The sequence below is a fragment of the Sphingosinicella sp. genome, assembly GCF_052388015.1.
Lineage (GTDB): Bacteria > Pseudomonadota > Alphaproteobacteria > Sphingomonadales > Sphingomonadaceae > Allosphingosinicella.
The window spans coordinates 1-26,541 of record NZ_JBQTIN010000094.1 but is presented as its reverse complement, the minus strand read 5'-3'; the positions used below and the strand labels follow the sequence as shown (position 1 = coordinate 26,541).

Annotated in this window: 26 protein-coding genes; 14 read left to right on the top strand and 12 right to left on the bottom strand. The window is 68.5% G+C overall.

Going from position 1 to position 26,541, the window contains the following annotated elements:
* Positions 1-292, top strand: a 292-nt coding sequence (locus ACT4N3_RS07775) for a hypothetical protein (RefSeq protein WP_444854646.1), incomplete at its 5' end; no start/stop codon positions are given.
* On the opposite strand, the gene greB is transcribed toward ACT4N3_RS07775, so the two are convergent.
* Both greB and ACT4N3_RS07765 read right to left on the bottom strand, forming a co-directional pair.
* Positions 285-785: a transcription elongation factor GreB gene (gene greB, locus ACT4N3_RS07770; RefSeq protein ID WP_444854647.1), complete on the bottom strand. Its 501-nt coding sequence runs from the start codon at positions 783-785 to the stop codon at positions 285-287. The two genes, ACT4N3_RS07775 and greB, sit on opposite strands and share 8 nt — an antisense overlap.
* Positions 782-2,770 (bottom strand): lytic transglycosylase domain-containing protein, encoded by a 1,989-nt coding sequence (locus ACT4N3_RS07765; protein WP_444854645.1) that lies wholly within the window; start codon positions 2,768-2,770, stop codon positions 782-784. The genes greB and ACT4N3_RS07765 overlap by 4 nt, the downstream gene beginning before the upstream one ends.
* Before the next feature lie 100 nt (positions 2,771-2,870).
* On the opposite strand from ACT4N3_RS07765, the gene dapA reads away from it, so the two are divergent.
* Complete coding sequence (dapA, locus tag ACT4N3_RS07760) at positions 2,871-3,746, top strand: 4-hydroxy-tetrahydrodipicolinate synthase (RefSeq protein ID WP_444854644.1); 876 nt, start codon at positions 2,871-2,873, stop codon at positions 3,744-3,746.
* Here the strand turns inward: dapA and ACT4N3_RS07755 are convergent.
* Positions 3,743-4,081 (bottom strand): gamma-glutamylcyclotransferase family protein, encoded by a 339-nt coding sequence (locus ACT4N3_RS07755; RefSeq protein ID WP_444854643.1) that lies wholly within the window; start codon positions 4,079-4,081, stop codon positions 3,743-3,745. The two genes, dapA and ACT4N3_RS07755, sit on opposite strands and share 4 nt — an antisense overlap.
* 53 nt (positions 4,082-4,134) lie before the next feature.
* Between ACT4N3_RS07755 and smpB the strand changes: the two genes are divergently transcribed.
* From smpB to ACT4N3_RS07735, 4 genes are all read left to right on the top strand, one after another.
* Positions 4,135-4,617 (top strand): SsrA-binding protein SmpB, encoded by a 483-nt coding sequence (gene smpB, locus ACT4N3_RS07750; protein ID WP_444854642.1) that lies wholly within the window; start codon positions 4,135-4,137, stop codon positions 4,615-4,617.
* The gene (locus ACT4N3_RS07745; RefSeq protein ID WP_444854641.1) at positions 4,610-5,191 is read left to right on the top strand and encodes a DUF2062 domain-containing protein; all 582 of its coding nucleotides are present in this window, start codon (positions 4,610-4,612) and stop codon (positions 5,189-5,191) included. The genes smpB and ACT4N3_RS07745 overlap by 8 nt, the downstream gene beginning before the upstream one ends.
* Complete coding sequence (locus tag ACT4N3_RS07740) at positions 5,152-7,533, top strand: response regulator (protein ID WP_444854640.1); 2,382 nt, start codon at positions 5,152-5,154, stop codon at positions 7,531-7,533. The genes ACT4N3_RS07745 and ACT4N3_RS07740 overlap by 40 nt, the downstream gene beginning before the upstream one ends.
* A gap of 244 nt (positions 7,534-7,777) precedes the next feature.
* The gene (locus ACT4N3_RS07735; RefSeq protein ID WP_444854639.1) at positions 7,778-8,137 is read left to right on the top strand and encodes a response regulator; all 360 of its coding nucleotides are present in this window, start codon (positions 7,778-7,780) and stop codon (positions 8,135-8,137) included.
* 3 nt (positions 8,138-8,140) lie between these two features.
* On the opposite strand, the gene ACT4N3_RS07730 is transcribed toward ACT4N3_RS07735, so the two are convergent.
* The 3 genes from ACT4N3_RS07730 to ACT4N3_RS07720 all read right to left on the bottom strand — a co-directional run bounded on the left by ACT4N3_RS07730 (position 8,141) and on the right by ACT4N3_RS07720 (position 10,079).
* Positions 8,141-8,398 (bottom strand): hypothetical protein, encoded by a 258-nt coding sequence (locus ACT4N3_RS07730; RefSeq protein WP_444854638.1) that lies wholly within the window; start codon positions 8,396-8,398, stop codon positions 8,141-8,143.
* A complete protein-coding gene (locus ACT4N3_RS07725; RefSeq protein ID WP_444854637.1) occupies positions 8,399-8,914 on the bottom strand; it encodes a phosphoribosyltransferase in 516 nt (171 codons plus the stop codon).
* A gap of 112 nt (positions 8,915-9,026) precedes the next feature.
* Positions 9,027-10,079, bottom strand: a complete 1,053-nt coding sequence (locus ACT4N3_RS07720; RefSeq protein WP_444854636.1) for an adenosine deaminase — start codon at positions 10,077-10,079, stop codon at positions 9,027-9,029.
* A 117-nt stretch (positions 10,080-10,196) separates the two neighbouring features.
* Between ACT4N3_RS07720 and ACT4N3_RS07715 the strand changes: the two genes are divergently transcribed.
* The 3 genes from ACT4N3_RS07715 to recA all read left to right on the top strand — a co-directional run bounded on the left by ACT4N3_RS07715 (position 10,197) and on the right by recA (position 12,626).
* Positions 10,197-10,499, top strand: coding sequence for a GIY-YIG nuclease family protein (locus ACT4N3_RS07715; protein WP_444854635.1), 303 nt, complete (start codon positions 10,197-10,199; stop codon positions 10,497-10,499).
* A gap of 132 nt (positions 10,500-10,631) precedes the next feature.
* Positions 10,632-11,456 (top strand): alpha/beta hydrolase, encoded by an 825-nt coding sequence (locus ACT4N3_RS07710; protein ID WP_444854634.1) that lies wholly within the window; start codon positions 10,632-10,634, stop codon positions 11,454-11,456.
* Between the two features lie 99 nt (positions 11,457-11,555).
* The gene (recA, locus tag ACT4N3_RS07705) at positions 11,556-12,626 is read left to right on the top strand and encodes a recombinase RecA (RefSeq protein WP_444854633.1); all 1,071 of its coding nucleotides are present in this window, start codon (positions 11,556-11,558) and stop codon (positions 12,624-12,626) included.
* A 40-nt stretch (positions 12,627-12,666) separates the two neighbouring features.
* On the opposite strand, the gene ACT4N3_RS07700 is transcribed toward recA, so the two are convergent.
* The gene (locus tag ACT4N3_RS07700) at positions 12,667-13,905 is read right to left on the bottom strand and encodes a multidrug effflux MFS transporter (RefSeq protein WP_444854632.1); all 1,239 of its coding nucleotides are present in this window, start codon (positions 13,903-13,905) and stop codon (positions 12,667-12,669) included.
* Between the two features lie 88 nt (positions 13,906-13,993).
* Between ACT4N3_RS07700 and ACT4N3_RS07695 the strand changes: the two genes are divergently transcribed.
* The 3 genes from ACT4N3_RS07695 to ACT4N3_RS07685 are packed head-to-tail and all read left to right on the top strand — an operon-like array spanning position 13,994 to position 16,232.
* Positions 13,994-14,827, top strand: coding sequence for a class I SAM-dependent methyltransferase (locus ACT4N3_RS07695; RefSeq protein ID WP_444854631.1), 834 nt, complete (start codon positions 13,994-13,996; stop codon positions 14,825-14,827).
* A complete protein-coding gene (speB, locus tag ACT4N3_RS07690; RefSeq protein WP_444854630.1) occupies positions 14,812-15,612 on the top strand; it encodes an agmatinase in 801 nt (266 codons plus the stop codon). The genes ACT4N3_RS07695 and speB overlap by 16 nt, the downstream gene beginning before the upstream one ends.
* Positions 15,609-16,232 carry a glutathione S-transferase family protein gene (locus ACT4N3_RS07685; RefSeq protein ID WP_444854629.1) on the top strand — a complete coding sequence of 208 codons (624 nt, stop codon included), beginning with the start codon at positions 15,609-15,611 and terminating at the stop codon, positions 16,230-16,232. Before speB ends, ACT4N3_RS07685 begins: the two co-directional genes overlap by 4 nt.
* On the opposite strand, the gene ACT4N3_RS07680 is transcribed toward ACT4N3_RS07685, so the two are convergent.
* Positions 16,223-16,882, bottom strand: coding sequence for a LysE family translocator (locus ACT4N3_RS07680; protein ID WP_444854628.1), 660 nt, complete (start codon positions 16,880-16,882; stop codon positions 16,223-16,225). The genes ACT4N3_RS07685 and ACT4N3_RS07680 overlap by 10 nt on opposite strands.
* Positions 16,883-16,997: 115 nt before the next feature.
* On the opposite strand from ACT4N3_RS07680, the gene ACT4N3_RS07675 reads away from it, so the two are divergent.
* Positions 16,998-18,329 (top strand): dicarboxylate/amino acid:cation symporter, encoded by a 1,332-nt coding sequence (locus ACT4N3_RS07675; protein WP_444854627.1) that lies wholly within the window; start codon positions 16,998-17,000, stop codon positions 18,327-18,329.
* On the opposite strand, the gene ACT4N3_RS07670 is transcribed toward ACT4N3_RS07675, so the two are convergent.
* From ACT4N3_RS07670 to ACT4N3_RS07660, 3 genes are all read right to left on the bottom strand, one after another.
* On the bottom strand, positions 18,326-20,341 hold the full coding sequence (locus ACT4N3_RS07670; RefSeq protein ID WP_444854626.1) for an elongation factor G: 2,016 nt from the start codon (positions 20,339-20,341) through the stop codon (positions 18,326-18,328). The genes ACT4N3_RS07675 and ACT4N3_RS07670 overlap by 4 nt on opposite strands.
* Before the next feature lie 130 nt (positions 20,342-20,471).
* Positions 20,472-20,849, bottom strand: a complete 378-nt coding sequence (locus ACT4N3_RS07665) for a c-type cytochrome (RefSeq protein ID WP_444854625.1) — start codon at positions 20,847-20,849, stop codon at positions 20,472-20,474.
* Positions 20,846-21,871, bottom strand: a complete 1,026-nt coding sequence (locus ACT4N3_RS07660) for a virginiamycin B lyase family protein (RefSeq protein ID WP_444854624.1) — start codon at positions 21,869-21,871, stop codon at positions 20,846-20,848. The genes ACT4N3_RS07665 and ACT4N3_RS07660 overlap by 4 nt, the downstream gene beginning before the upstream one ends.
* Before the next feature lie 102 nt (positions 21,872-21,973).
* Between ACT4N3_RS07660 and alaS the strand changes: the two genes are divergently transcribed.
* On the top strand, positions 21,974-24,628 hold the full coding sequence (gene alaS / locus ACT4N3_RS07655; RefSeq protein ID WP_444854623.1) for an alanine--tRNA ligase: 2,655 nt from the start codon (positions 21,974-21,976) through the stop codon (positions 24,626-24,628).
* 137 nt (positions 24,629-24,765) lie between these two features.
* Here the strand turns inward: alaS and ACT4N3_RS07650 are convergent, their stop codons facing one another.
* Positions 24,766-26,541, bottom strand: a complete 1,776-nt coding sequence (locus ACT4N3_RS07650) for a cation:proton antiporter domain-containing protein (protein ID WP_444854622.1) — start codon at positions 26,539-26,541, stop codon at positions 24,766-24,768.

The following is a 26,541-nucleotide window of genomic DNA, read 5'->3' as shown; positions in this document are numbered from 1 at the left end:
GCCAAATGACGCGCAGTTCCACGATGAGGTTCTGCGCCGGCTCGACCGGCTCGAGCGCATGGTAGAACGGCTGGAGCGCGAGATCGATCGCGGATCAGCGCTGCGGCCCGGCGGCCCGCCCGGCGGTGGCCGGCAGGAAGTCGTGGCGGCGGTGAACATTCTCTGCGGCGCCAATTGCAGTCAGATGGCGGTTCATCATTGCCGCACCTTGCAGTTCGGCAACGGGGTGGCGCTGAATATCGAGCGGCGTGGTATGGCCGATTGGGTAACGCGGGTGCGCTGCTTCAACTGAGCCGACGGCTCAAGCCCGGATAGGCGATCGCCATCACCTCATAATCCTTCGCCCCGGCGGGGAGGCGGACCGTGCGCGTATCGCCGACCGCGGCGCCGCGGATCGCGCGGGCGAGGGGGGATTCGAAGCTGATCCGGCCGGCTCCGGCGTCCGCCTCGTCCTCGCCGACCAGGGTGACGACCCGCTCATTGTCGTCCACGTCGGCCAGCGTCACCGTCGCGCCGAACCAGACCCGGTCCTTGTCCGGCTGGGCGGCGGGATCGGTCACCTTCGCCGCCTTCATCCGCCGGGCGAGGAAGTTGATCCGCCGGTCGATCTCGCGCAGCCGTCGCCGGCCATATTGGTAGTCGGCATTTTCCGAGCGGTCGCCGTTCGCCGCAGCCCAGGCGATCGTCTCCAACAGCTTCGGCCGCTCGCCGGCGAACAAAGCCTCATATTCCTCCCGCAAGGCGCGAAAGCCCGCCGGCGTGATGAAATTCGGCCGCTCGCTCAGCGGATCGCGCCGCGGCCGAGGAAATAGGACACGCGGCCCTGCGATCGGCTGCCGCCGGGGTTCATGAGGTCGTAGACGAAGGCATTCTCGACGACGCGCTGCACATAATTGCGCGTCTCGGAGAAGGGGATGTCCTCGATCCAGCGCAGCATGTCGCCGCCGCCCATCCGGGGATCGCCGTTGCGGGCGATCCACTGCGGCACCCTCCCGGCGCCGGCATTGTAGGCGACCGAGACCAGGATGAGATTGCCGCCGAACCGGTCCATCAGCATCGTCAGGTGCGCGCTGCCGAGATGGATATTGTAGTCCGGATCCTCGGTCAGCCGGCCGAGATTGTAGGGCAGGCCGACCCGCCGCGCCTCGATCGCCGCGGTGGCTGGCATGAGCTGCATCATGCCGCGCGCGCCCGCAGAGCTCACCGCGCCGCGGTCGAACGAGCTTTCCTGCCGCATGATGCCATGCGCCTGCGCCCAGTTCTGGCGGTAGGCGGGGGGGATCGAGACCTCGGGGAAAGCGGGGCGGGCATAGAAGGTGTCGCCCATCGCCCGCGCCTCGCGCGCCACCCAGACGCCGGTGTCGAGCCGGCCGATCATCCGCCCGAACTCGGCCGCCGCGATCCGCTCGCGCTCGGTGCGCAGGCTTTGGGCGAGGGCGCGCACGAACAGGGTCTGGTCGGCGCGCCGGCCGACCATGCCGAGATAGCGGGTCGCCTCGGCGAGCGGGCGGCCGGCGAAGGCGGTGCGCTCGCTCGCGCTCGGCGGCGTCACCTGCGGCGGCGGCTGGGGAACGCGGCCGAGCCGCTCGAGCGCGAGCTGGCCGTAAAACTGGTCCGGGCTCGTCGCCGCCTGTTCGAGCCAGCGCGTGGCGCGCTCGTCGCGCGGCAGCGCGCGCGCCGCCCAGTAAAAGCCCTTGGCGCGGGTCTGCGAACTCTGCGCGCCGCGCCCGTAACGGTCGAACATCGCCGCCGCGTCGGCGGCGCGGCCAAGGCTCAAGGCCGCCTGGCCGGCGAGCCAGGTGAGGTTGGTATATTCGTCGCGCTCGCCATAGGAGCGGGTGGAGACGTCGGTGCCGGCCGGGAAGATGTCGTCGACCTGGCTCGCGATCTGCCAGGCCAGGGTCCATTGCCGGTCGTTGGCCGCCGCCCGGGCTTGCGCGATCACGGCCTCCATGAAGCGCTCGGGATTGGCCGGGTGGCTCGTCAGCCGGCGGGGCGAAGCGAGCAGGTTGCGCGCGCCATAGGCATCGCCATTGGCGCGCATCCAGTTGGCCCGGTCGATCAGCAGGCCGGCGTCCTGCGCGCCCGTATTGCCGAGGCCGTAGAGGCGCGAGGCGGCGTCGGCGGAGCGGTTCTGCATCGCGAGCCGCGCCTCGAGCACCGGCCGCCGCGCCGGCGAGGCATAGGCCATCATCCGCGCCGCGCTGATCCGGTCGCCGCTCGACAGCAGGACATCGAGCCGCTGGTCATGCTCCTGCGCCGTGAAGCCGCCGGCGAACGCGCCGAGCAGGCGCGCTTCGTCGGCCTGCGGCATGACCCCGGCGCGCCACGCCTCGCGCGCCGCTTCCAGCGCCCGGTCGCGCCGTCCGCTGGCGAGCAAAGCCAGCGCAAGCTGGGCATGGCCGCCCGCCGTGAGCGGCGGCAACTCCTCGAAATAGCGGACCACGTCGCGGGGGCTCACCGCCTCGACCGAGAGCCGCGCCTCGGCCGAGCGCCGCATCGCCGCCTCGCCCGGCCAGCCGCGATAGCTGAGCAGGAATGAGGAATAGGATGAGAAGGGCAGGCTGTCCGACTGGCGCAGCGCCGACCAGCGCGCGACCGCCGAGGCGATCGGAGAGTAAGCGCTCTGGCTGGCGCCATATTGGCCGACCACCGCGACGCCGGCGCGAAGCCCGAGCGAGCCGGGCGCGGGCGGCGGCTGTGGCGAGGACTGGGCGAGCGCGGTGGCGGTGATTCCGATGAACGCAAACGAACCCGCAGCCTTGACCATGCTGGACAGAATGACGCCCCCCTCCTTATCAGGCCGTGAACGACCGGCCCGCCCGACGACAGGGTTTAGGGCCTTGGGCCGGGGCGGGAAGGAGACAGGGATGTTCAGCGGCTCGATCCCGGCTCTGGTGACGATTTTCCGCGACGAAGCGTTGGACGCGCGCGCCTATCGCGATTTCTGCGCCTGGCAGGTGAGCGAGGGCAGCACCGCCTTGGTGCCCTGCGGCACGACCGGCGAATCGGCGACGCTGACGAGCGAAGAACACCGCCGCTGCATCGCGCTGGCGGTCGAGGCGGCGGCGGGCCGGGTGAAGGTGATCGCCGGCTGCGGCTCGAACAATACGGCGCACGCGATCGAGCTGACCCGCGCCGCCAAGGCGGCGGGCGCCGACGCGGCGCTTCACGTCCCGCCTTATTACAACCGCCCGAATCAGGAGGGCATCACCGCCCATATCGCCGCGATCGCGGAGGCGGTGGACCTGCCGATCGTCCTCTACAACGTGCCGGCGCGGACGGTGACCGACATCGCGGTCGAGACGATGGGGCGCCTTTCGAAGATCGCCAACGTGGTCGCGGTCAAGGACGCGACCGGCAACCTCGCCCGCGTCTCCGCCCAGCGCGCCGCCTGCGGCGCGGATTTCGTCCAGCTCTCCGGCAATGACGACATGGCTCTGGGTTTCAACGCGATGGGCGGCACGGGCTGCATCTCGGTCACCGCGAATGTCGCCCCGCGCCTCTGCGCCGATTTCCAGAATGCCATGAAATCAGGCGACTGGCCCGAAGCATTAAAGCTCCAGGACAAGCTCTACCCGCTCCACGCCGCCTTGTTCAGCGACGCCTCGCCCGGCCCCGTCAAATACGCCCTCGGCCGCGTCCGCCCCGATTTCGCGTCAGAGCTGCGCCTGCCCATGACCCCTCCCAGCGAAGCGAGCCGCGCCGCGGTTGATGCCGCGCTGGCGCATGCCGGGCTGATTTAGCTTTCAAGAGCATAGACGAAGGCGTCGCGACCGGATTTGAGCCGGACCGGCATCCGGCGGTAACGCGATGCGGCCTCATAGGCGTCGGCCGCATCAAGCTCCGCGTCATTAACCGCCAAGGCCCAGCCATCGACCTGGTCGGCCGGATCACCGGTCTCGATCAGCGCCGGATGCTCCGCCGCGCCGCTCAGCGCGATCACCTCGGAATCGGTCACCCGCTGGAGCCGTGTCACATAGCCGCCGAGCGTGTCCTCCTCGCCCTCCAGCCGCCGGCCGAAGAGGCCGATCTGCACCTCCGGCTGGCGCAAGGTGCCATAGGAAAAAATCCAGAACATTCGGTCGTCGCTCCGGCTTCCCCTTGTCGCCGCCGCCGCCTACATGCTCGGCCATGGTCCGTCCACGCCCCGAGGAGTTCGACAAGACCAAGGTGGTCGCCGAGAACCGGCGGGCGCGGTTCGATTATGCGATCGAGGACAAGTTCGAGGCGGGAATCGCGCTCACCGGGACCGAGGTGAAGAGCTTGCGCTTCGGCGAGGGCTCGATCGCCGAGAGCTACGCCGAGGTGAAGGACGAGCAGGTCTGGCTGATCAACGCCAACATTCCCGAGTTCAGCCACGGCAACCGCCACAATCACGAGCCGAAGCGCCCCCGCAAGCTGCTCCTCCACCAGCGCCAGATCGCCAAGATGCACGGCGCGGTGGCGCGGCAGGGCATGACGCTGGTCCCGCTTTCCATCTATTTCAACGCGCGCGGCCGGGCCAAGGTGGAGCTGGCGCTGGCGCGCGGCCGCAAGAGTCACGACAAGCGGGACTATGAGAAAGAGAAAGACTGGAAGCGCGAGCAGGGGCGCCTGTTGAGGCAGCATGGCTGAGCCCGGCGATCCGCCCCGCAAAGACTGGCTGGCGCGCTGGGCCGCGGCCAATATGCCGACCCGCGCCCAGATGGCCGAGAGCCGCTGGATCAAGCCGTTCGGCACCCGCTTCCTCGCCAGCGAGTTCTGGCGCTTCACCCGCCGCTCGGTGCCGCGCGGCGTGGCGATGGGGCTGTTCGTCGGCGTCTTCTTCCTGATCCCCGGCGTCCAGATCATCGGCGCGACTTTGTTCTGCCTGCCGGTGCGCGGCAACGTGCCGATCGCGGCCGGGATGACCTTTCTCACCAACCCGCTCACCACGCCCTTCCTGATCCTCGCCTCGATCCCGGTCGGCAACCTGTTCGGCTTTCACGCCGACGCGAGCTCGATCATGGCGATGTACGAGCGGCAGGCGCCGCTCCGCGACTGGTTCGCCTGGCTGGCGTCGGACGCCGCGCCGGCGCTCGTGATCGGCCTGTTCATCATCGCTTTGGCCAGCGCCGTGATCGGCTATTTCATCGCCATGGTGGCCTGGCGCTGGTGGATCGCGCGCAAATGGCGGCGGCGATCGGTGCGGGCGGAGGCGGCGGCGTGAACGGCGCGGCGCGGCGGGGCGGCTGGCGCGACCTCTCGCTGCTCCTGCTCGCCGTGCTGGCGTCGACGGCTTTGCTGCTCTGGGCGGTGGGCGACCGGACCTTCGCCGCGATCTTCGCCGCCGGCCTGGTCGGCGCCGGCGGGCTGGCGCTGGTCCTCGATCGCTTCGGCCGCGCCGCACCGGTCGAGGCGCCGATGACGGCCGGCGTGGACGTCGGCCTGATCCGCGCCGCGCTCGACGCCGCCGGAGAAAGCGAGGCGCTCGCCGTTTCCGAGGCCGACGGCCGGCTGCTGTCGGCCAACGCCGCCTGGGCCCGGCTCTGCGGCACAGCGCCGCCCGCCGCGGTCAATGACATCACCGCAACCGCCGCGATCGCCGCCCGGCGGGACGGCGCGGCGGCGTTCGAGCTGTTGGTTTCCGGCGATCTCTGGCGTGGCGAGGCGCGGGTCGTGGGGAGCGACGGGCGGCTGCTCTGGCGGCTGACGCGCGCGACCGAAGTCGATCCGGTCGCCGAGGGGCAGCGGCTGCTCGCGGGCGAGACGGGGCGGCGGCTCGACGAGGCCGGGATCATGCTCGCGCTGACCGACGGCGACGGCCGGCTCCACGCCGCCACCGCCGGCCTGGCCCAGCGCGCCGCGGGCGAAAGCGAGCCGGTCGAGGGCGCCAATCTGGTCGATTTCCTGTGGCAGAGCGAGGACGGCGCGTTCCGCTTCGCCGCCGAGGGCAAGACAGGCCCGCCGCTCCGCATCGTCCAGATCCCGACCGGCGAGGCCCCGGACAGCCCGAGCTTCTTCCTGATGCTCGACGACATGCCCGGCGCGCGGGTTGGCGAGGAAGGGATCGCGCACGTCCAGGCGCTGCTCGACACGCTCCCGCTCGGCCTCGCGCTCGCCGACACGGACGGGCGCTTCGTCCACCTCAACGCCGCCTTCCGCAAGGCCGCCGGCCTCGGCGCCAAGGAGACGGCGATCTGGCCGGGCGATCTTGTCGTCGACGAGGACAAGGCGGCGGTGTCCGACGCCGTCCGCCGCTTCGGCCGTGGCCGGGCGCTGTCCGGCGATCTCGCCGTCCGGATGAAGCTCAACCCGGAGGAGCCGGTCGCGCTCACCGTCGCCGGCGCGCGCGGGCTGGGCCCGGCCGCCGTCCTGCTCAGCCTCAAGGACAATAGCGAGGAAGCCCGCCTCAAGCGCGAAATCGCCCAGGCGACCAAGATGCAGGCGGTCGGCCAGCTCGCCGGCGGCGTCGCGCACGATTTCAACAATATCCTGACCGCGATCCTCGGCACCTGCGATCTCATGCTGATGCGCCATACGCCGGGCGACAGCGACTATGACGACATCCAGCAGATCCGCTCCAACTCGAACCGCGCCGCCAACCTCACCCGGCAATTGCTCGCTTTCTCGCGCCAGCAGACGCTCCGCCCGCGCGTCCTCCAGCTCCCCGACGTCGTCGCCGAGGTCTCGCATTTGCTCACCCGGCTGATCGGCGAGCGGATCAAGCTCGACGTGAAGCATGGCCGCGGCCTCGGCCCGATCCGCGCCGACCCCGGCCAGCTCGAGCAGGTGATCGTCAATCTCGGCGTCAACGCCCGCGACGCGATGCTCGGCAAGGAGGAGGGCGGCACGCTCACCCTCCAGACCTATGCCGTCTCCGCGGAGGACGTGCGCAGGATGGGCACCGACGTGCTCCCGATCGCGGAGTACACCGCGATGAAGGTGACCGACACCGGCGCCGGCATCCCGCCTCATATCATCGGCAAGATTTTCGAGCCCTTCTTCACCACCAAGGAGGTGGGGAAGGGGACCGGGCTCGGCCTCTCCACCGTCTACGGCATCGTCAAGCAATCGGGCGGCTTCATCTTCGCCGAGAGCAAGGTGCGGAAAGGCACGACGTTCACCCTCTATTTCCCGGTCCACCGCGCCGCGCCCGGCGAGGCGGCGGCGAAGACGCGGCGCAAGGAGAAAGCGGGCGAATTGTGGGGCAATGAGACGGTGCTGCTGGTCGAGGACGAGGCGATGGTCCGCGCCGTCGCCGAGCGGGCGCTGACCCGCCACGGTTACACGGTGCTGAGCGCCGAAAATGGCGAAGCGGGGCTGGAGATGCTGGCTCGCGAGGGCAAGGTCGACCTGCTGATCTCCGATGTGGTGATGCCGACGATGGACGGCCCGACCACCGCCCGCGCCGCCCGACGCACCCATCCGGATCTGCCGATCCTGTTCATCTCCGGCTATGCGGAGGAGCAGCTCCGCAAGTCGATCGACCTCCCCAACGTCGCCTTCCTCGCCAAGCCCTTCTCCGTGCAGCAGCTCGCCGAGACCGTGCGCGAAGTGCTGGAGAAGTAGCGACCGGGAGCGCCCCAACCTTAACCCCTCCCCCTTGTGGGGAGGGGCAGGGGGTGGGGGTGCGCGACGCAGTCGTGCGCGCTCGCTACGCGAGCGCTACCCCTCACCCAACTCCGCCTAAGTTCGCTTCGCTCACTAAGGCTTCGTATCCCTCTCCCACAAGGGGAGAGGGCTGAACCCACTCGCCACCGGTGTCCCCACGAAAATCTCTTTTCCTTTCCGCAACAAACGCTAAGCGGCGGGCATGGAGCCGGGCTGTTCGATCCTGATCGTCGAGGACGAGCCGCTGATCGCGATGATGCTCGAGGATTTCCTGGAATCGCTCGGGCACACCGTCGTCGGCTCGGTCGACAGCGTCGAGGCGGCGCTCGATCATGTCGGGCGCGGCGGCTTCGATGTCGCGATCGTCGACGTGCAGCTCAAGGACGGCAAGCAGGCCTGGCCGGTCGCCGATCGTCTCGTCGAGACCGGCACCCCCTTCGTCCTCGCCACCGGCGGCCATGTCGAGGCCCCGCCCGCGCATCACGCCGCCGCCCCCGTCCTCGCCAAGCCCTACACGATCGACGCGATCGAGCCGGCGCTGGCGCAGGCTTGTGGGGGGTGATCGCTACGCCTGATCGACAATCGGCTCGATCCAGGCGTCGTCCTTTATCTTCAGCTGCGCATGGGCTTCCTTGCACCATTCGCGAAGTTCGGCGTGGAGCACGGGCCAGAGGTCGCGAGCCCATGCGGGCGCCCGTCGCCGCCACGCCTCTTCGGTCGGCAGATAGACGGTCAGGATGCCCATCGGCAGCTCGAGCAGGAATGAACCGTTCGGTCCGGTGACGACCAGCTCCTCCTTCCAGCGCGGCTGGAAGGTGAACATTCAGGCAATCCGCTCCGGCACAGCCGCCGCGTCGGCCTCCAGCGCCTGCTCCGGTGCCACCGCTTCCCACGGAAACACGAACCAGTCCTTCGTGACCGCCCGGTCGAGTGTCCGCGCGCGATAGTCGACGCGGCTGATCGAGCGGACATTGTCGAGCAAAGTGGCGAAGCGGATCTGCTCCGACGCCGCATCCGCCTCGGCCAGCATCGCGCGCAGCTTCGCGATCGTCGCGCCGCTGTCGTTGATGTCGTCGACGACCAGCAGCCGCTCGCCCTCGCGCGTCCGCGCCGCCAGTCGCTCCAGCGCCGCGCCGGCGAAATCGTGGACCTGCGCGCTGTGATCGACCGAAAGGGTGGGGAGGCCGAGCGCGTGGCTGAGATAGACCGCCGGCACCAGCCCGCCGCGGCCGATGCCGATCAGGAAATCCGGCGTCCAGTGATCGGCCGAAAGCTGTTCCGCGAGCGCCCGCACATCGGCGACGAACTGCTCATGGCTGATCGGCGTGAAGATGGGCATCAGGAGCCCATAGAGGGGATTGGATCGTGCCAAAACCCCCTCTCCCCGTGGGGGAGAGGGTTGGGGCGAGGGGGTTCTGAGTCCGCGGGTAGCCGCCGAGACCGAACCCCCCTCACCCTGCCCTCTCCCCCAAGGGGAGAGGGGAAGTAAAGTGATGCGCGGCCGCATAGGCGTCGACCGCCGCGACATGGCGGGCGATGTCGGCTTCCGGCAGGAAGGAGCCGGTGAAGCTGTTGCGCGCCAGCGCCGCCAGCGCCGCCTTGTCCAGCCCGCGCGCATCCGCCACCGCCCGGTAATTGTCACCCACATAGCCGCCGAAATAGGCCGGATCGTCCGAATTGACCGTCGCCTTCATGCCGAGGTCGAGCATCCGGTCGATCGGATGCGCGTCGATCGAGGCGACGTTGCGGAGCTTCACGTTGGAGAGCGGGCAGACGGTGAGCGTCATCCCTTCCGCCACCAGCCGCCGGGTGAGCTCCGGGTCTTCGAGGCTGCGATTGCCATGGTCGAGCCGGTCGATCTTCAGCACATCGAGCGCCTGCCGCACATAATCGGGCGGCCCTTCCTCGCCGGCATGGGTGACGCGCTTCAGGCCCAGCGAACCCGCCGCCGCGAACACCCGGGCGAACTTCTCCGGCGGGTGGCCAAGCTCGGAGGAATCGAGGCCGACGCCCTCGATACGGTCGAGCCAGGGCTCGGCCATGTCGAGCGTCGCGAACGCGGCGTCCTCGTCGAGATGCCTGAGGAAGCAGAGGATCAGTTTCGAGGTCAGGCCATGTTTCGCCTCGGCCTCGGCCATGCCGGCGAGCAGCCCGTCCGCGACCACCGCGAAAGGGATACTACGGTCGGTATGCGTCTGCGGATCGAAGAAGATCTCGGCATGGACGACGCCGTCCGCCGCGGAGCGATCGAAATAGGCGAGGGCGAGGTCGCGGAAATCCTCCTCGGTGCGCAGCACGTTCGCGCCCGCATAATAGATGTCGAGAAAGTCCTGCAGATTGGAGAATTCATAGGCCGCCCGCACGTCCGCGACGCTGGCGAAGGGGATCGCCACCTTGTTCCGCGCCGCCAGCGCGAACATCAGTTCGGGCTCCAGGCTGCCCTCGATGTGCAGGTGAAGCTCGGCCTTGGGCAGGCCGGCGATGAAGGCGTCGAGATCGCTCATCAGACTTATGTCGCTTGCACGGGCCGAGTCGGCAAGCCTCAGCTTTGCAGTTTGAACCCAGCTCGTCATGCCAGCGAAGGCTGGCATCCATGCGGTCCCCGCGCCAAACTCCGTCGCATGACGAAAGGCGGCTGGGTCTACATCATGACGAATGCGCCCCACGGCACGCTCTATATCGGAGTAACCGCGGACTTGCCGTTCCGAATCGCCCAACATCGCGCGGGTAAAGGGTCGGATTTCTGCAGTCGCTACGGCCTGACCCGCCTCGTATATTGCGAGCATTGCGAGCGGATCGAGGACGCCATCGCTCGCGAGAAGGCGATGAAGGCATGGAAGCGCCAATGGAAGATTCGCCGAATCGAGGAAGCCAATCCGAAGTGGGAGGATCTATTCGACCACATGCTCGAAGCGAGCTTTTGAGCGCGGTGCGGGACCGACGCGGTATGGATGCCAGCCTTCGCTGGCATGACGAGAAGTGTTGGTCCCGCGTTTCATCGCCCCATCGGAGGCTGGGGTCCATGCTGCCGTCGGACCCGTGTTAAGCAGACCCCAATGTCCCGGAGACGACGCCTGCTGCTCATCCTGATCCTGGTCCCGCTCGCGCTTTATGGGCTGATACTGGCGGGCCTCTGGTATTTTCAGGAGCGCGTCCTTTTCCCCAATTATATCGTGCCCGCTGCCGGCCCGCTGCCGGCCGGCGCGACGCGCCTGACCATCGACGCAGGCGAGGGGGTGCGGCTCGAAGGAATCCATATTCCCGCCAGCGCACCGCGCCAGGGCGCGGCGCTCGCCCTCGTCTTCGTCGGCAACGCCTCCAACGCGCAGGGCGTGGCCGAGCAGCTGCACGACATCTGGCCCGAGCGCGACGTGGTCGCCTTCTGCTACCGCGGCTATGCGCCGAGCACCGGCGTCACGGCGGCGCGCGCGCTGGCCGAGGACGCGCCGCTGGTCCACGATTTCGTCATGCGGCGCTTCCGCCCCGGCCGGGTCGTCGCGGTGGGGGTCAGCCTCGGCAGCGGCGTCGCCGCATCCCTTGCGGCACAACGCGAGCTTGCCGGCCTCATTCTGGTGACCCCGTTCGACTCGCTCGCCGCGACGGCGGCGCAGCATTATCCGTGGCTGCCGGTGTCCTGGCTGCTCCGCCACGACATCCGCTCCGCCGAGCTGCTCGCCGCCAGCCGGACACCGGTCGCCATCGTCGCGGCGGGCGCCGATGAGGTCGTGCCGCCGGAGCGGACCGCGGCGCTGCGCCGTGCCCTGCCACGGCTGGTGTTCGATGTGACGATCAGCGAGGCGCATCATAACGATATCGCCTTCAGTCCCCGTTTCGTCCCGACGATGCGGGCGGCGATGGAGCGGGTGGAGGCGGCGCGCTAATATTTCTTCTGTTGCCCTCTTGTTCCGTGAGAACAAATAGGATACATCCTGTCGCACGCGTTGACCTCCGACGCTCACCGACTAAGGGGAGACAAGCCAATGACGGCCTCGCTTCACGTCGTTTCCGACAGGACCAACATGGACTCTGACAAGCAGCGGGCGCTCGACGCCGCTTTGGCCCAGATCGACCGCGCCTTCGGCAAGGGGAGCGCGATGCGGCTGGGCTCGCGCGAGGCGATCGAGATCGAGACGATCTCGACCGGCAGCCTCGGGCTCGACATCGCTTTGGGCATCGGCGGCCTGCCGCGCGGGCGGGTGGTCGAGGTCTACGGGCCGGAAAGCTCGGGCAAGACGACGCTGGCGCTGCACGCGGTCGCCGAAGCGCAGAAGGCCGGCGGCGTCGCGGCGTTTATCGACGCCGAGCATGCGCTCGACCCCATCTACGCCCGCAAGCTGGGCGTCGACGTCGACAATCTCATCGTCTCGCAGCCCGACACCGGCGAGCAGGCGCTGGAGATCACCGACACGCTCGTCCGCTCCAACGCGGTCGATATTCTCGTCATCGATTCGGTCGCCGCTCTGGTGCCGCGGGCCGAGATCGAGGGCGAGATGGGCGACAGCCATGTCGGCCTTCAGGCCCGGCTGATGAGCCAGTCGCTGCGCAAGCTCACCGGCTCGATCTCCAAATCGAAGTGCCTCGTCATCTTCATCAACCAGCTCCGGATGAAGATCGGCGTCATGTACGGCAATCCGGAGACGACCACCGGCGGCAACGCGCTCAAGTTCTACGCCAGCGTCCGGCTCGACATCCGCCGCACCGGCCAGATCAAGGATCGCGACGAGATCGTCGGCAATTCGACCCGGGTGAAGGTGGTCAAGAACAAGCTGGCGCCGCCGTTCAAGCAGGTCGAGTTCGACATCATGTATGGCGAGGGCGTCTCCAAGCTCGGCGAGGTGCTCGATCTCGGCGTCAAGGCCGGCCTGGTCGAGAAGTCCGGCGCCTGGTTCAGCTACGATTCGATCCGCATCGGCCAGGGCCGCGAGAACGCCAAGGCCTATCTCAAGGACAATCCCGAGGTCGCCGCGAAGCTCGAGCGCGCCATCCGCGGCCATACCGAGCAGGTCGCCGAGGCGATGATGGCCGGCCCGGAAGCGGAGGACGACCTCTAGGGGCTGTCGCAGTTGTCAGGATGTGACGGGTCGGCGCGGCTCAGGCCGGGCGCGCCGGCTCCGTTTCCAGCGTCTCGATCAGCCGTGGATTGGCCCAAAGCGCGGCCAACGTCGCCAGCGCGCCGCAGGCGACGAACCCCGCGATCAGCGGCAACGTCGTGCCGTCGAACGCCTGGCCGACCGCCATCCCGATCAGGGCGCCGCCGATCGTCGTCACCAGCCCCTGCAGCGAGGAGGCGGTGCCGGCGATATGGCCGACCGGCGCCATCGCCAGCGACCCGGCATTGGCGCCGACCAGCCCGAAACAGGCCATGGTCAGCGCCTGCAGGACGATGAAAGTCCAGATCGTCTCGCCCCAGGTCAAAGCGACGACGAGATGCAGGAGCGCCATGCCGGTCAGCGCCAGCAAGGCGAGCAGCAGCAACCGGCGCGCGCCGAGTCCCATCACCAGCCGCGAATTGAGGTACGAGCTCGCCGCCATCGGCCCGGCGATGCATGCGAAAGCGATGCCGATCAGGCGGGGCTCGCCGAACACGTCGGCGACGATCTGCTGCACCGAGCCGATGAAGGCGAACAGGCCGCCGAAGGCCAGGGTCGAGGCGAGCGTGTTGCCGATCGAGGCCCGGTTGGTCAGCGTTTCCAAGGCCGCCCCGCCGATCGCGCCCGCCGACAAGGTCATCCGGTCTTCGGCGTGCAGCGTCTCCGGCATCCTGAGGCCGCCCCAGACCGCGAGCACCAGCCCATAGACGCCAAGCAGGATGAACAATTGCCGCCAGCCGGCGAAAGCGAGGATCAGTTGGCCGAGGCTCGGCGCGAGCACCGGGACGATCATGAAGATGATCATCACCAGCGACATGATCTGCGCCATCGCCGCGCCCTCATAACGGTCCCGCACCACCGCCACGATGAGGACCCGCGTCCCCGCCGCCGCCATGCCCTGGAGGAAGCGCGCGGCCAGCATCAGGGTGAAGCTCGCCGCCAGCCCGGCGAGCGCGCCGAACAGGGCGTAAGCCAGCATCGCCCCGATCAGCAGCTTCTTGCGCCCGAACCGGTCGGCGAACGGCCCGTAGAAAAGCTGCGCCGCGCCGAAGCCGAGCAGGTAGAAGGTGATCACCAACTGCCTGTCGTTCGGCTCGGCGACCCGCAGCGCGTCGCCGATCGCCGGCAATGCCGGCAGCATGACGTCGATCGCCAGCGCGTTCGACGCCATCAAAGCCGCCATCAGCACGACGAATTCCGTACGGCCGGGCAAACGGGTCTCGGTCGGTCGCGTCACCATCTTGACCTGCTGGAAGGGCGGCCGCTCTGCCGGACGCGGGTGCGGCGGGCAAGTTCCAATCTCGGCGGCGGCGGGCTAGGGCGATGCGATGACCGATGCTTCCGAGTGGCGCGGCCGGGTCGGCGAGGCCTGGGCCGAGGAATGGCGGCGAACCGATCGGTCGCTCGCGCCCGTCCAGCAGGCGCTGCTCGATACGCTGTTGCCGCTGCTTCCGCCCGCACCGGTCGTGCTCGACATCGGCTGCGGCGCGGGCGCGACCAGTCTCGCGCTGGCCGACGTCCGGCCCGACGCGCGCGTGACCGGCCTCGATCTGTCGGAGGCTTTGGTCGCCGCGGCTCGCGGCCGCGCCGATCGGCGCGCGACGTTCGAGGTTGGCGACGCGTCGTGCTGGGCGCCCGCAGATGGCCGTCGCTTCGATGCATTGATGTCCCGGCACGGCGTGATGTTCTTCGACGATCCGGTCGCCGCCTTCGCCCATCTGCACGGCCTCGCGGCGCCCGGCGCGCCGTTCGTCTTCTCCTGCTTTCGCGCGCTCGCCGAGAATCCCTGGGCAGCCGGGCTGGTGCCGGTGATGCTGCGCTTCGCGCCGGAGCTGGCCGCCGCGCCGCCGCCGCGGCAGGGGCCGTTCGCCTTCGCCGATCCGGACAAGGTTGGTGCGATTCTGGTCGAGGCCGGCTTCACGCCACCGCGGATCGCGCCGTTCGATTGCGACTTCGTCACCGGAGAAGGCGCGGACCCCGTCGCCGAGACGCTCGCTTATTTCAGCCGGATCGGCCCCTTCGCCGCCTTGCTGCGCGACCTCGACGAGCCGCGCCGCGTCGAGGCGCTGGCGATGGTCGAGACGGTCGCCGCGACGCATCGCGCAGGCAATCGCGTCGCCTTTCCCGCCGCCGTCTGGATCGTGTCATGCGCGTCCGCCTGATCGGGCTGCCCACCGACAGCCACAGCTCGTTCCTGCGCGGGGCGGCGGAAGGGCCGGCGGCGATCCGCGCCGCGCTCGGCTCCGATCATTCGAACATGACTGCGGAGTGCGGCCTGGAGCTGCGCAAGGACATCCTTGTCGAGGATATCGGCGATCTGCCGCTCCAGGAGGACGCGGACGATCCCGCCCGAATCGGCGAAGCCGTCACGGCGGCGGCGCGGGACGGCGCCATGCCGATTTCGCTGGGTGGTGATCATATGGTGACCGGGCCGATCGTCGCGGCGCTCGCCGTCGTCCACGGCCCGCTGAACATCCTCCATGTTGACGCCCATCCCGATCTCTACGCCGATTTCGACGGCGACCCGCTCAGCCATGCATCGCCCTTCGCGCGGATCATGGAGGCCGGCCATGCCCGCCGCCTCGTCCAGTTCGGCATAAGGACGATGAACGCCCATTGCCGCGCCCAGGCCGAGCGGTTCGGGGTCGAGGTGATCGAGATGCGCGATTTCGCGCCGGAGCGCGTGCCGATCCCGGAAGCGCCGCTCTACATCAGCATCGATCTCGACGGCTTCGACCCCGCCTTCGCGCCCGGCGTCGCGCATCATGAGCCGGGCGGCCTGTCGTCACGCGAGGTGCTCCAGGTGCTGCATCGCGTGCGCGGCCCGATCGTCGGCGCCGACATCGTCGAGCTGCACCCGGGGCGCGATGTCAACGGCGTTACCGCCACGCTCGCGGCCAAGCTCGTCAAGGAGCTTGCCGCCCTCGCCGCGAAGGAAACCCTGTGATCAAGGTTCACCATCTCGAAAACTCCCGCTCCCAGCGCGTGCTCTGGCTGCTCGAGGAGCTGGGCCTGGATTATGAGGTCGTCCGCTACGCGCGCGACAAGAAGACGATGCTCGCGCCGCTGGAGCTCGCCCGCGTTCATCCGCTCGGCAAGTCGCCGGTGATCGAGGATGGGGCGCAGATCGTCGCCGAAACCGGCGCGATCGTCGAATATCTGGTCGAGAAGGGGGAGGGGCGCCTGGGACCGCCGGCCAATCGCGAGGCGATCCTGCGCTACCGCCACTTTCTCCATTATGCCGAGGGGTCGATGATGCCGCCCTTGCTGGCGCTGCTGGTCGTCAATCGGCTCGGCCTGTTGGGGAAGCCGGCGAAGAAGCCGCTGCTGGCGATGTTCGCGCGCCATCTCGACTGGCTGGAGAGCGAGCTGGCCGGGCGGCCCTGGTTCGCCGGCGAGGAATTCACCGCCGCCGACATCATGATGAGCTTCCCGCTCGAGGCGGCGCGGCAACGCGCGGGGCTGGACGCCTCGCGCCCGCATCTCACGGATTGGCTGGAGCGCATCCACGCCCGTCCGGCTTATGCCGAGGCGCTGAAGCGCGGCGGCCCCTACGCTTACGCCTGACGCCGGGCGCTGAGCGCGAGCTGGACGGCAAGCGCGCCCATCAGGGTGGCCGCGAACCAGCGCGCGGCGCGCCCGAGCCATTCGACATGACGCAAGCGCCCCGCCGTCTCGGCGGCGACGATCGCGATGACGATATTGACGACCGTGCCGGCCAGATCGAACCACAGGCCGAGGCAGAGGATCTGCAGCGCCGGGGCGGCGGCATGCGGCGACACGAATTGCGGCAGGAAGGCGAGGAAGAAGAGCGCCACCTTGGGGTTGAGCAGGTTGACCAGTGCCGCAGCGCGGAAAAGCCGCCAGCCGGTGACGGCCGGGCGTGCCGGTCCCTCGTTGCTGCCTCGATCGCGGATCAGAGAGAAAGCGATCCACAATAGATAAGCCGCGCCGATCCATTTCAGCGCATTGAACGCCGCCTGCGACGAAGCGAGAATCGCCGACAGGCCGACCACGGCGGCGAAGATATGGACCAGTGCGCCGGCGCCGACGCCGAGCGAAGCGATGATCCCGTCGCGCCGCCCGCCGCGCGCGGCGTTGGCGATGATGAAGGTCATGTCCGCGCCGGGCACCAGGTTCAGCGCTAGGCCCGCCGCCACGAAGGCGAGGAAGACCGGCCATTGCGGCAGCAATTCGATCCCGGCGATTTCGAGCATCCACCACCTCCATCGCCACGCTGGCAGCGCCCACCGTTGTGCGCAACGTCGAATGACGGTTGACTTTTCTCCGGCCAGCCGCCCCGATGCGGGCACTCAGTTCATGGGGGACAGGATGGCCGAGACCGAACGACGCGGCATGTCGCTGCAGATGAAGATGCTGGTCGGTTTTCTTGTCGGCCTTGTCTTTGGGCTCATCGTCCATTCGACTCAGGCGAACGCGCCGTGGGTGGCGTGGGTGACCTCGAACGTCACCGGCCCGATCGGCCGAATCTTCCTCAACCTGCTCTTCATGCTGGTCATTCCGTTGATTTTTTCCGCGCTCGTCGTCGGCATCGCCGAAATGGGCGACGTGCGCTCGCTAAAGCGCGTCGGCCTGAAGACGCTGGGCTACACTGTGCTGTTGTCGTCGATAGCCGTGCTGCTCGCGCTGGCCGCCGCTAATATCCTTCAGCCGGGGGCCGGAGTCGAGCGCGGCCGGGCCGAGGCGCTTATCGCCCAAGGCGGTGAGCGGGCCAGCCAGATTGTGGCCACCGCGCGCGAGCAGCAGGGGATCATCGACACCTTGGTCGCGATCATCCCGTCCAACGTCGTCGATGCGGCGGCAGACAACAATATTCTCGCGGTGATGTTCTTCGCGCTCGTGTTCGGGATCGGGTTGCTGCTGGTGAACACGCCCGCCGCCAACCGCCTCCAGGACGCAATCCAAGGTATCCTCGACGTGACGATGCGGCTGATCGGCATCGTCATCCGCATGGCACCGATCGCCATCTTCTGCTTCATGTTCGGTCTTGCCGCCACGTTCGGCTGGGAGTTGCTGGTCCGTCTCGCCGCTTATGTCGGCGTGGTTCTGCTCGTGCTCGGCGTCCACATGTTCGTAAGCTATCCGCTCGCGCTAAAATTCCTGGGCGGCAAGTCGCCGCTCCAGTTCTTCCGCGACGTGCAGGAAGCGATGGTGGTGGCCTTCTCGACCGCTTCGTCCAACGCCACTCTGCCGACCTCGCTGCGTGTCGCCGAGGAGAAGTTGAAGCTGCCGCCGCGGGTTTCGCGCTTCGTGCTGACGATTGGCGCGACCGCCAACCAGAACGGCACGGCCATCTTTGAGGGTATCACCGTCCTGTTCCTCGCTCAGTTCTTCGGCATCCATCTCGACCTTTGGGCTCAGGTGACCGTGCTCCTGATTTGCATCCTCGCCGGGATCGGCACGGCCGGCGTGCCGGCGGGGTCGCTGCCGGTGATCGCGATCATCCTCGCTTCGGTCGGAGTGCCCGCGGAGGGGATCGGGCTGATTCTCGGCGTAGACCGCCTGCTCGACATGTGCCGCACGACGCTCAACGTCACCGGTGACCTCGCGATCGCGACGATCGTGTCGCGGGACGAGGAGGATGCGGTCGCTGCGCCGGCCGCGACGGGCGACGCCGCCGCGGCCGAGGCGCATCCGAGCTAGGCCGGCTCCAGCTCGCGCTGCACGACCTTGTCGGCGAGCGTCCCGTTGAGCTCGGCGAGATGGTCGAACGCCGCTTCGTAGGTGGCGAGGCCCTGGCTCAGCGAGCGCAGCTCGGCGTCGAAGCCCTGCATCTCCGCCTCGGGCACCAGAGCCTCGACCGTGTCCCAGCGCGACCAGCCGGGCCGCGTGTCCATGCCGAGCATCTGGCCGCGCCGGCTGGCGATCGCCGAGGTGACGCGCGATGTGGCGTTGCTCGGCGCCGTCACTGTCACCTTCATCACCGGCTCGAGGAGATGCGGCTGCGCCTGGGCGAGGGCCTCGGACATGCCGATCCGGCCGGCGGTGCGGAAGGCGATCTCGGAGCTGTCGACGCTGTGATAGGAACCGTCGATCAGGGTCACCTCGACATCGACGACCGGGAAACCGAGCGGCCCTTTCACCGTCGCGTCGCGTACCCCGTCCTCGACCGCCGGAATCCACTGCTTGGGCACGACGCCGCCGGTGATCCGGTCGCCGAACTTGATGCCGCCGCCGCGGGTCAGCGGCTTCACCTCCAGCACCGTGTCGCCGAACTGACCATGGCCGCCGGACTGCTTCTTGTGCCGGCCACGCTGGGTCACGGTGCGGCGGATCGATTCCTTGTAGCCGATCGCCGGCGGGCGCGAATCGACCGCGACGCCATAGCGCCGTTTCAGCCGTTCGAGCGTGACCTTGAGATGCTCGTCATTGACGCCGCGCAGGCGCGTCTCGTGCATCGCCTCATCCTGTTCCCAGGTAAGGGCGGCGTCTTCCTCGGTGAGCTTATGCAACGCGGTTGAGAGGCGGACATCGTCCTTTCGGTCCCGGGTCGCGATGGCGAGCGCATAGTTGCGCGAGGGCTGGGGAACGTCCGGGGTCGGCCCGCCCGCGCCGAGCCAGCCGCCGGCCACGACCTCGTCCAGCTTGGCGATCGCGACGACCTCGCCGGCTTTGGCTTCGGGAAGCTTCGCGGTCTTCTCGCCCTGCACGGCGAAGAGGGTGCCGATCCGGACCTCGTCGCCATCGATCTTCAGTTCCGCGCCTTCCTTGAGCGCGCCGCCGAAGACGCGGGCATAAGCGAGCCGGCCCATCGCGCCGCCATTGTTGATCTTGAAGACGAAAGCGGACGGACCGGTCGCGCCGAGCCGCTCGGCGGTCGATGCCGGAGCCGGCGTCTCATGGCGCAATGTCTTGAGCAGCCGCCGGACGCCATGGCCGTTGGCGGCCGAGCCGAACAGCACCGGCACGATCTGGCCCGCGCCCGTCTCCTTGGCGAGATCGTCGAACACAGTCTGCCGGTCCGGCACCTCGTCCATCAGCAACTGTTCGAGCAGCACGTCGTCATGGTTGGAGAGCTGCTCCAGCATCTGGATGCGCTCGAGCTGCTCGCGGTCGGCTAGGTCGGCGGGAATATCGCGCTGCTCGGAGGGCTTGCCGGGCTGATAATAATAAGCCCGCTCCAGCGCGATATCGACGAAGCCGGTGACCTTCTCGCCGTCGCGGATCGGGATCCAGCGGGCGATCAGCGGCGACGCGCTCATCGGCTGCAACGCCTCCAGCAGGCCCTGGATCGAGCCCCGCGCCTGATCGATCCGGTTGACGAAGATCATGTGCGGGACGCCGAGCGCCTCCAGCTGCCGGAGCGTCGGCTCGGCGAGCAAGGCGCGATCGGGATCGGGATCGATGACGACGATGGCGAGATCGGCCGCCGCGACGCCCAGCGCGGCGTCGGCGGCGAAGCCGACCGATCCCGGCGCGTCGATCAGCGTGTAGCGATCGCCCATATAATCGAGGTGCATCAGGTTGAGCTCGGTCGAGCCGCCGCGCGCCCGGGCTTCGGGGCTGGCGTCGCCGATGCTCGACTTGTCGGCCACGCTCCCCTGACGGCCGATTGTCTCGGCCGCAAAAAGAAGGGCCTCGGCGAGGCTGGTTTTACCCGCCCCGCCGGGGCCCATGAGCGCGATCGTTCTGGCGCCTGAGGCTCTACCGGGCATGTATGTCTCCTTCGTCCGCCGGCGCGGTCCGCGAAGAAGACGCGGGCGCGCGCCTCATGGGAAACGTCCAGCTTCCTCCTCTCCGCGGCAAAGCGCAAGCCCCTCGCGACGCGACGCGCCCCTGTGCCGATCAGTCGATCCGCGTGTCCGGCCGCGCGAGCCAGCGGATCAGCGTCTGGCGCTGGCCCGGGTCATCGATGCCCTGAAAGCCCATGTCGGTTCCAGGAATCACCGCCAGGGGATCGGCGAGGAAGCCATCGAGCGCCTGTTCCGTCCAATGCGGCTGGCGGCGCGCGAAGGCCTGCAGGGCGGGCGAGTAGCGAAAGTCAGCCTCGCCCGCGACCGCGCGGCCGACAATGTTGTGGAGGGTCGGCCCAGCCGGGCTGTTGCGGCCTGGTGCGAGCGAGTGACAGGCGACGCAGCGGCGAAACAGGCGGGCGCCCTCGGATTCGGGTGCGGTCGCCGGCTGCACGGCCAGCATGGCGACGACGAGCAGCGCGGCGATCACCTGCGGCTCGTATCCACCACCATGATGCGGTCGAGGCCCGATTCCGGCAGCAAGATCTGACCGGGCCGGCCGAGGATTTGCCGCACATTGCTGTTCGGCCCGGTGCCTGGATAACGAGTCCAGCGCTCGTTCGCCGGATCGAAGGCGAGGGTCGCATTGCCGGCGAAGTCGGTGATCCAGACGAAGTCGCGGTCATCGACATAGACAGCATAGACGCGCGGGGCCTCGCCCTCGGGTCGCCAACTCCGCCATTCGCGGGTCGTCGGGTTGTAGCGGGTGAGCTGGCCGCCATTCCATTCGGATATCCAGAGATTGCCCCGGCTGTCCGCCCAGACCCGGCGGGCGCCCTGGTTCGGGGTCGGCGGCTCGATGATCGTCGCCGCGCCGGTTGCCCGGTTTATCCGCGCGAGATGGCTGCCTGCGAGCGAGACATAATAGATGTCGCCGGATGGCGTCGCCGCGATGCCATAAGGTCCGCGTCCCTCAGGGTCGCGCCAGACGCGCATCTCGTTGGTCTGTGGATCGAGCCGGCCGTAGACGCCGGTCTGACCGGTGAACCAGATCACGCCGTCGCGATCGAAGGCGGCGGTGTTCAGGTTCGAATCCGGAAATTCGGCCGGCAGTGGCCACGTGCGGACGGCATCGGTGCGCGGATCGACCCGGACGATCGCGTTCAGACCGCCATCGGTGATCCAGGCCGCCCCGTCCGGCCCCATGATTACGCCGTGCGGCGCCGAGCCTTCGCCCAGCCGCACCTCGCGGACCTGGCCGTTGGCGGGATTCAGGATGCCGAGCGTGCCGCGCCGCTGCCCCGTGTACCAGATCAGCCCGTCCGGCCCCGGTGCGACATCATGCGGCCGGCTGCCGCGCGGCACTTCGAACACCCGCACATTGGCCGGCAGATCGGCGCGCGGCGGCGCGCGCTCGGGCCGGGCCTGCGCCGGAGGCTGCCCGGCCGGCGGCTGTGCGAGGGCGGGAACGGCACTCATTGCGATGGCGGCGGCGATGGCGCGACGAAGCATGATATCCTCTCCTTTCGCTTGCCAAAACGCATGGCCAAGCGGGTGGCTGCGAGGCAAGCCCCTTTGCTTGCCGCAGCGCAGCATGTCGCTTACATCCGGTCTATGACATCGACGAACGACATCAGGCGCGGATTTCTCGAATTTTTCGCGGAGGAAGGGCATCGCGTCGTGCCTTCGGCGCCGCTCGTGCCGCAGAACGACCCGACCCTGATGTTCGTCAATGCCGGCATGGTGCCGTTCAAGAACGTCTTCACCGGCCTTGAGACGCGGCCTTACTTGACCGCAGCGTCGTCGCAGAAATGCGTACGGGCGGGCGGCAAGCATAACGATCTCGATAATGTCGGCTATACCGCCCGCCATCTCACCTTCTTCGAGATGCTCGGGAATTTCTCGTTCGGCGACTATTTCAAGGAGCGGGCGATCGATCTCGCATGGCGGCTGCTCACCAAGGATTTCGGCCTGTCGCCCGATCGCCTGACGGCGACAGTTTATCATACCGACGACGAGGCCTGGAACCTCTGGAGGAAAATCGCGGGGCTGCCCGACGAGCGGATCATCCGCATTCCGACCAAGGACAATTTCTGGGCGATGGGCGACAATGGCCCCTGCGGACCCTGCTCGGAGATATTCTTTGATCACGGCCCGTCGGTGCCGGGCGGCCCACCCGGCAGTCTTGATGAGGACGGCGACCGGTTCGTCGAGATCTGGAACCTCGTGTTCATGCAATATGAACAGGAGGACAATGAGATCGTCCGCGACCTGCCCAAGCCCAGCATTGACACCGGCATGGGGCTGGAGCGGATCGCGACCGTGCTACAGGGCGTCCATGGCGTCTTCGAGACCGACACCTTCCGCGAGCTGATCGGCGTCTCCGCCGAGCTGACGGAGACGGCCGAAGATATCGTCAGTCACAAGGTGATCGCCGATCACCTCCGTTCCTCTGGCTTCCTGATCGCCGACGGCGTTCTGCCGTCGAACGAGGGCAGGGGCTATGTGCTGCGGCGGATCATGCGCCGGGCGATGCGTCACGCCCATTTGCTCGGCGCGAAAGAGCCACTGATGCATCGGCTCGTGCCGGCGCTCGTCGCCGAGATGGGCGGCGCCTATCAGGAGCTGGTCCGCGCCCAGCCGCTGATCGAGGAGACGCTGAAGCTGGAGGAGACGCGATTCCGCCAGACGCTGGCGAACGGCCTGAGGCTACTCGACGAGGCGACCGGCTCGACGAAGCCTGGCGACACGCTTCCCGGTGCAACGGCGTTCAAGCTCTACGACACGTTCGGCTTTCCCTACGACCTCACCGAGGATGCGCTGCGGGCCCAGGGCTATGGCGTCGATCGGGCCGGCTTCGACGCGGCGATGGCCGAGCAGAAGGCGAAGGCCCGCATTGCCTGGAAGGGCTCGGGAGCCAAGGCGAGCGAGGATGTCTGGTTCGACATCGCCGAGCAGCATGGCGCAACCGAGTTCACCGGCTATCTCGGCCATGAAGGCGAAGGGGTGGTGATCGCGATCGTCAAGGACGGCGCGCAGGTCGGCGAGGCGAAGGAGGGCGGCGAGGTCGTCATCCTCACCAACCAGACGCCCTTTTACGGCGAGAGCGGCGGCCAGATCGGCGACACCGGCACGATCCGTTCGGATGACGGTCTCGACGCCGAAGTGACCGAAACAACGAAGCCGCTCGGCAAGCTCCACGCCCATCATGCGGTGATCCGCAAGGGTGGAGTGAAGATCGGCGATGCCGTTCATCTCGATGTCGACGCGGAGCGGCGGACCAAGGTGCGCGCCAATCACAGCGCCACTCACCTGCTGCACGCGGCGCTGCGCAAGCGGCTCGGCGGCCATGTGACCCAGAAGGGCAGCCTCGTCGCGCCGGACTATTTCCGCTTCGATTTCTCGCACCCCAAGCCGATGACGCGCGAGGAGATCGAACTGGTCGAGGCGGACGTGAACCGGCTGATCCGCGAGAACGCCCCGGTCGGCATCCGGCTGATGAGCATGGACGCCGCGCTGGAGGCGGGCGCGATGGCCCTGTTCGGCGAAAAATATGGCGACGAGGTCCGCGTCCTCTCCATGGGAACGGAGGATGACGGCGTCTATTCGGTCGAGCTGTGCGGCGGCACCCATGTCAATGCGCTGGGCGACATCCAATTGCTCAAGATCACCGGCGAGAGCGCGGTCGCGGCGGGCGTCCGCCGGATCGAGGCGCTGACCGGCGAGGCGGCGCGCCGCTGGCTGCTCGGGCGCGAGGACCGGCTCAGGGAGGCCGCTGCGACGCTCAAGGCTTCGCCCGAAGAGGTGCCGGCGCGGGTCGCCGCTTTGGTCGAGGAGCGCCGCCGGCTGGAGCGCGAGCTTGCCGATGCGAAGAAGGCGCTGGCGCTCGGCGGCCGCGGCAAGGCTGAAGCGGCCGGCCCCGAAAGGGTCGCCGGCATCAACTTCCTTGGACAGGTGACGCAAGACCTCGATCCAAAATCCCTGCGAGGCTTGGTCGACGATGGAAAGGCTCGGATCGGGTCGGGCGTTTATGCCCTGATTGCGGTCAATGACGGCCGAGCGACCGTCGCGATCGGAGTCACCGAGGATCTGATGGCGAGCATCAGCGCCGTCGATCTCGTCCGCAAGGCGGTCGAGACGGTCGGTGGGCAAGGCGGTGGCGGCCGGCCCGACATGGCGCAAGGCGGCGGGCCGGACGGCTCGAAAGCGACAGAGGCATTGGCGGCCGTGCGCGCCGCGCTGGAAGCTCAGCCGGTCGGGACCGCCTGAGCGCTTCGCATTTTCCTACAGGGCAGTTTGTCGACTATGATTTCGGCTGCTCTTTCTCACTGTCGGTAGGCGCGATTCGCAAGGTGCGCTGCGGGGGCGCCGGAAAAAACCGAACGCACCTGTCGGAGTTGTCAGGTTTACCCCTGCGGCGCCGCGTCTCGCAGCCGGGTGCCGAGCTGCGCCGGCTCCTGCTCCAGCTCGCCCATCTCCATGATCTGCGCGCGCAGCTCGGCGCGCTTCTCGTGGATCGAGGCGATGACCGGGCCCATCGCCAGGCCGAGATCGACCAGCACTGCCTCGGAAAGCTGCAGCGAGCTTTCCAGTGTCTCCGGCACCGCGTCGGTCGCACCGGCCTTGTAGAGCTCGGCGGCGTGAGCCGGGTCGCGGGCACGGGCGACGATGGTGAGATCGGGATAGGCGGCGCGAACGCGGCGGGTGAGGCGGCGGGTCAGCACTGGATCGTCCATCGTCAGCACGAGCGCGCTCGCCTGGTCGAGGCCGATCCGGTCGATCAGCTCCGGCCGGGCGAGGTCACCGAACATGATCGCCGCGCCTTCCCGGCGCGCCGCGGCGACCGCGTCCGGATCGGAATCGACCGCGACATAGGCGCGGCCGTGCGCGGTCAGCATCTCCGCCACCAGCCGGCCGACCCGGCCATAGCCGATGATCACCGTCCGAGCTTCGCCGCCCTCCGCCGGCTTGTGGGCCATCGTCTCGTCATCGACGCGCCGGGCGGCGACCTGACCCAGACGGGCGAGCAGGGGCGTCACGGTGAGGCCGATCGCGGTGACGATCTGCCAGAAGGCGGCGGTTTCGCGCCCGATCAGCCCCGCCGCCGCGGCCGCCGCGAGCACGATCAGGGTGGTTTCCGACGGCGAGGCCATGATCACGCCCGTCTCGGCCGCCACTGCCGGCCGCGCCCCGTTCAGCCGCAGCAGGAGTCCCGTGACCAGCGCCTTGACCGCCAGCACGCCGACCAAAGCGGCGAGCAAGGCGGGCCAGTGGGCGAGCACGAAGCGCAGATCGACGCTCATCCCGACCGTGATCAGGAACACGCCGAGCGCGAGACCCCGGAAGGGCGCGGTGATCACCTCGACCTCGTCATGATAGTCGGTCTCGGCGATCAGGACGCCGGCGACGATCGCACCGACGATCGGCGACAGGCCCACGGCGAGGGTGGCCAGGCTTCCGGCGATGACGACCAGTAGGCTGACCGCGAGGAACAATTCCGGGCTCTTGGTCCGCGCCGCCTGAGCGAACAGGCGCGGCAGGAGCAGGCGACCGAGGACCAGCATCGCCGCGACGACCACCGCTCCCAGCGCGGCCGTTTGGGCGAGATCACCCCAGCCCGCGCCGGCCTGCGGGGCCAGGGCGCCGAGCGCGAAGATGATCGGCACGATCGCCAGATCCTCGAACAGCAACATCGCCAGCGCCGAGCGCCCGACCGGGCTGGTCGTCCCGACCAGCGGCAGGACGAGGGCGGTCGAGGACAGGGCCAGCGCGAGGCCCAGCGCGATGGAAGCAGGGACGCTGTTGCCGAGCGTCAGCAAGCCCGCTCCAATCAGCACCGCGGCCAGCAGCAACTCCGCCGCGCCGACGCCGAACACCAGCCGGCGCATGCCCCATAGCCGGCGGAAGCTTAGCTCCAATCCGATCGAGAAGAGGAGCAGGATGATACCGAACTCGGCGAACGGCCCGATCGCCGCGGGATTGGAGATGGTGATGTAGCGGAGCCAGGGCTGCTCCGCCGCCATCGCGCCAAGCCCGGCCGGTCCGACAAGCACGCCGACCAGGATGAAGCCGATCACCGGGCTGATCCGGAAACGGGCGAAGGCCGGGATCACGACGCCCGCCGCGCCGAGGATCACCAGCGCGTCGGAAAGGCCGGAAGTCGCGAAATCGGGCGGGTGCAT

What these genes read in the sequence shown, in the direction of transcription:
- dapA (WP_444854644.1), top strand. Translation starts at nt 2,871, where the DNA reads ATGTTCAGCGGCTCGATCCCGGCTCTGGTGACGATTTTCCGCGACGAA.
- ACT4N3_RS07660 (WP_444854624.1), bottom strand. Translation starts at nt 21,871, where the DNA reads ATGCTTCGTCGCGCCATCGCCGCCGCCATCGCAATGAGTGCCGTTCCC.
- ACT4N3_RS07745 (WP_444854641.1), top strand. Translation starts at nt 4,610, where the DNA reads ATGGCTGAGCCCGGCGATCCGCCCCGCAAAGACTGGCTGGCGCGCTGG.
- alaS (WP_444854623.1), top strand. Translation starts at nt 21,974, where the DNA reads ATGACATCGACGAACGACATCAGGCGCGGATTTCTCGAATTTTTCGCG.
- ACT4N3_RS07725 (WP_444854637.1), bottom strand. Translation starts at nt 8,914, where the DNA reads ATGCCCATCTTCACGCCGATCAGCCATGAGCAGTTCGTCGCCGATGTG.
- ACT4N3_RS07740 (WP_444854640.1), top strand. Translation starts at nt 5,152, where the DNA reads ATGGCGGCGGCGATCGGTGCGGGCGGAGGCGGCGGCGTGAACGGCGCG.
- ACT4N3_RS07765 (WP_444854645.1), bottom strand. Translation starts at nt 2,770, where the DNA reads ATGGTCAAGGCTGCGGGTTCGTTTGCGTTCATCGGAATCACCGCCACC.
- ACT4N3_RS07710 (WP_444854634.1), top strand. Translation starts at nt 10,632, where the DNA reads ATGTCCCGGAGACGACGCCTGCTGCTCATCCTGATCCTGGTCCCGCTC.
- recA (WP_444854633.1), top strand. Translation starts at nt 11,556, where the DNA reads ATGACGGCCTCGCTTCACGTCGTTTCCGACAGGACCAACATGGACTCT.
- ACT4N3_RS07695 (WP_444854631.1), top strand. Translation starts at nt 13,994, where the DNA reads ATGACCGATGCTTCCGAGTGGCGCGGCCGGGTCGGCGAGGCCTGGGCC.
- ACT4N3_RS07735 (WP_444854639.1), top strand. Translation starts at nt 7,778, where the DNA reads ATGGAGCCGGGCTGTTCGATCCTGATCGTCGAGGACGAGCCGCTGATC.
- ACT4N3_RS07730 (WP_444854638.1), bottom strand. Translation starts at nt 8,398, where the DNA reads ATGTTCACCTTCCAGCCGCGCTGGAAGGAGGAGCTGGTCGTCACCGGA.
- ACT4N3_RS07670 (WP_444854626.1), bottom strand. Translation starts at nt 20,341, where the DNA reads ATGCCCGGTAGAGCCTCAGGCGCCAGAACGATCGCGCTCATGGGCCCC.
- ACT4N3_RS07755 (WP_444854643.1), bottom strand. Translation starts at nt 4,081, where the DNA reads ATGTTCTGGATTTTTTCCTATGGCACCTTGCGCCAGCCGGAGGTGCAG.
- ACT4N3_RS07680 (WP_444854628.1), bottom strand. Translation starts at nt 16,882, where the DNA reads ATGCTCGAAATCGCCGGGATCGAATTGCTGCCGCAATGGCCGGTCTTC.
- smpB (WP_444854642.1), top strand. Translation starts at nt 4,135, where the DNA reads ATGGTCCGTCCACGCCCCGAGGAGTTCGACAAGACCAAGGTGGTCGCC.
- ACT4N3_RS07715 (WP_444854635.1), top strand. Translation starts at nt 10,197, where the DNA reads ATGACGAAAGGCGGCTGGGTCTACATCATGACGAATGCGCCCCACGGC.
- ACT4N3_RS07700 (WP_444854632.1), bottom strand. Translation starts at nt 13,905, where the DNA reads ATGGTGACGCGACCGACCGAGACCCGTTTGCCCGGCCGTACGGAATTC.
- ACT4N3_RS07720 (WP_444854636.1), bottom strand. Translation starts at nt 10,079, where the DNA reads ATGAGCGATCTCGACGCCTTCATCGCCGGCCTGCCCAAGGCCGAGCTT.
- ACT4N3_RS07650 (WP_444854622.1), bottom strand. Translation starts at nt 26,541, where the DNA reads ATGCACCCGCCCGATTTCGCGACTTCCGGCCTTTCCGACGCGCTGGTG.
- ACT4N3_RS07675 (WP_444854627.1), top strand. Translation starts at nt 16,998, where the DNA reads ATGGCCGAGACCGAACGACGCGGCATGTCGCTGCAGATGAAGATGCTG.
- speB (WP_444854630.1), top strand. Translation starts at nt 14,812, where the DNA reads ATGCGCGTCCGCCTGATCGGGCTGCCCACCGACAGCCACAGCTCGTTC.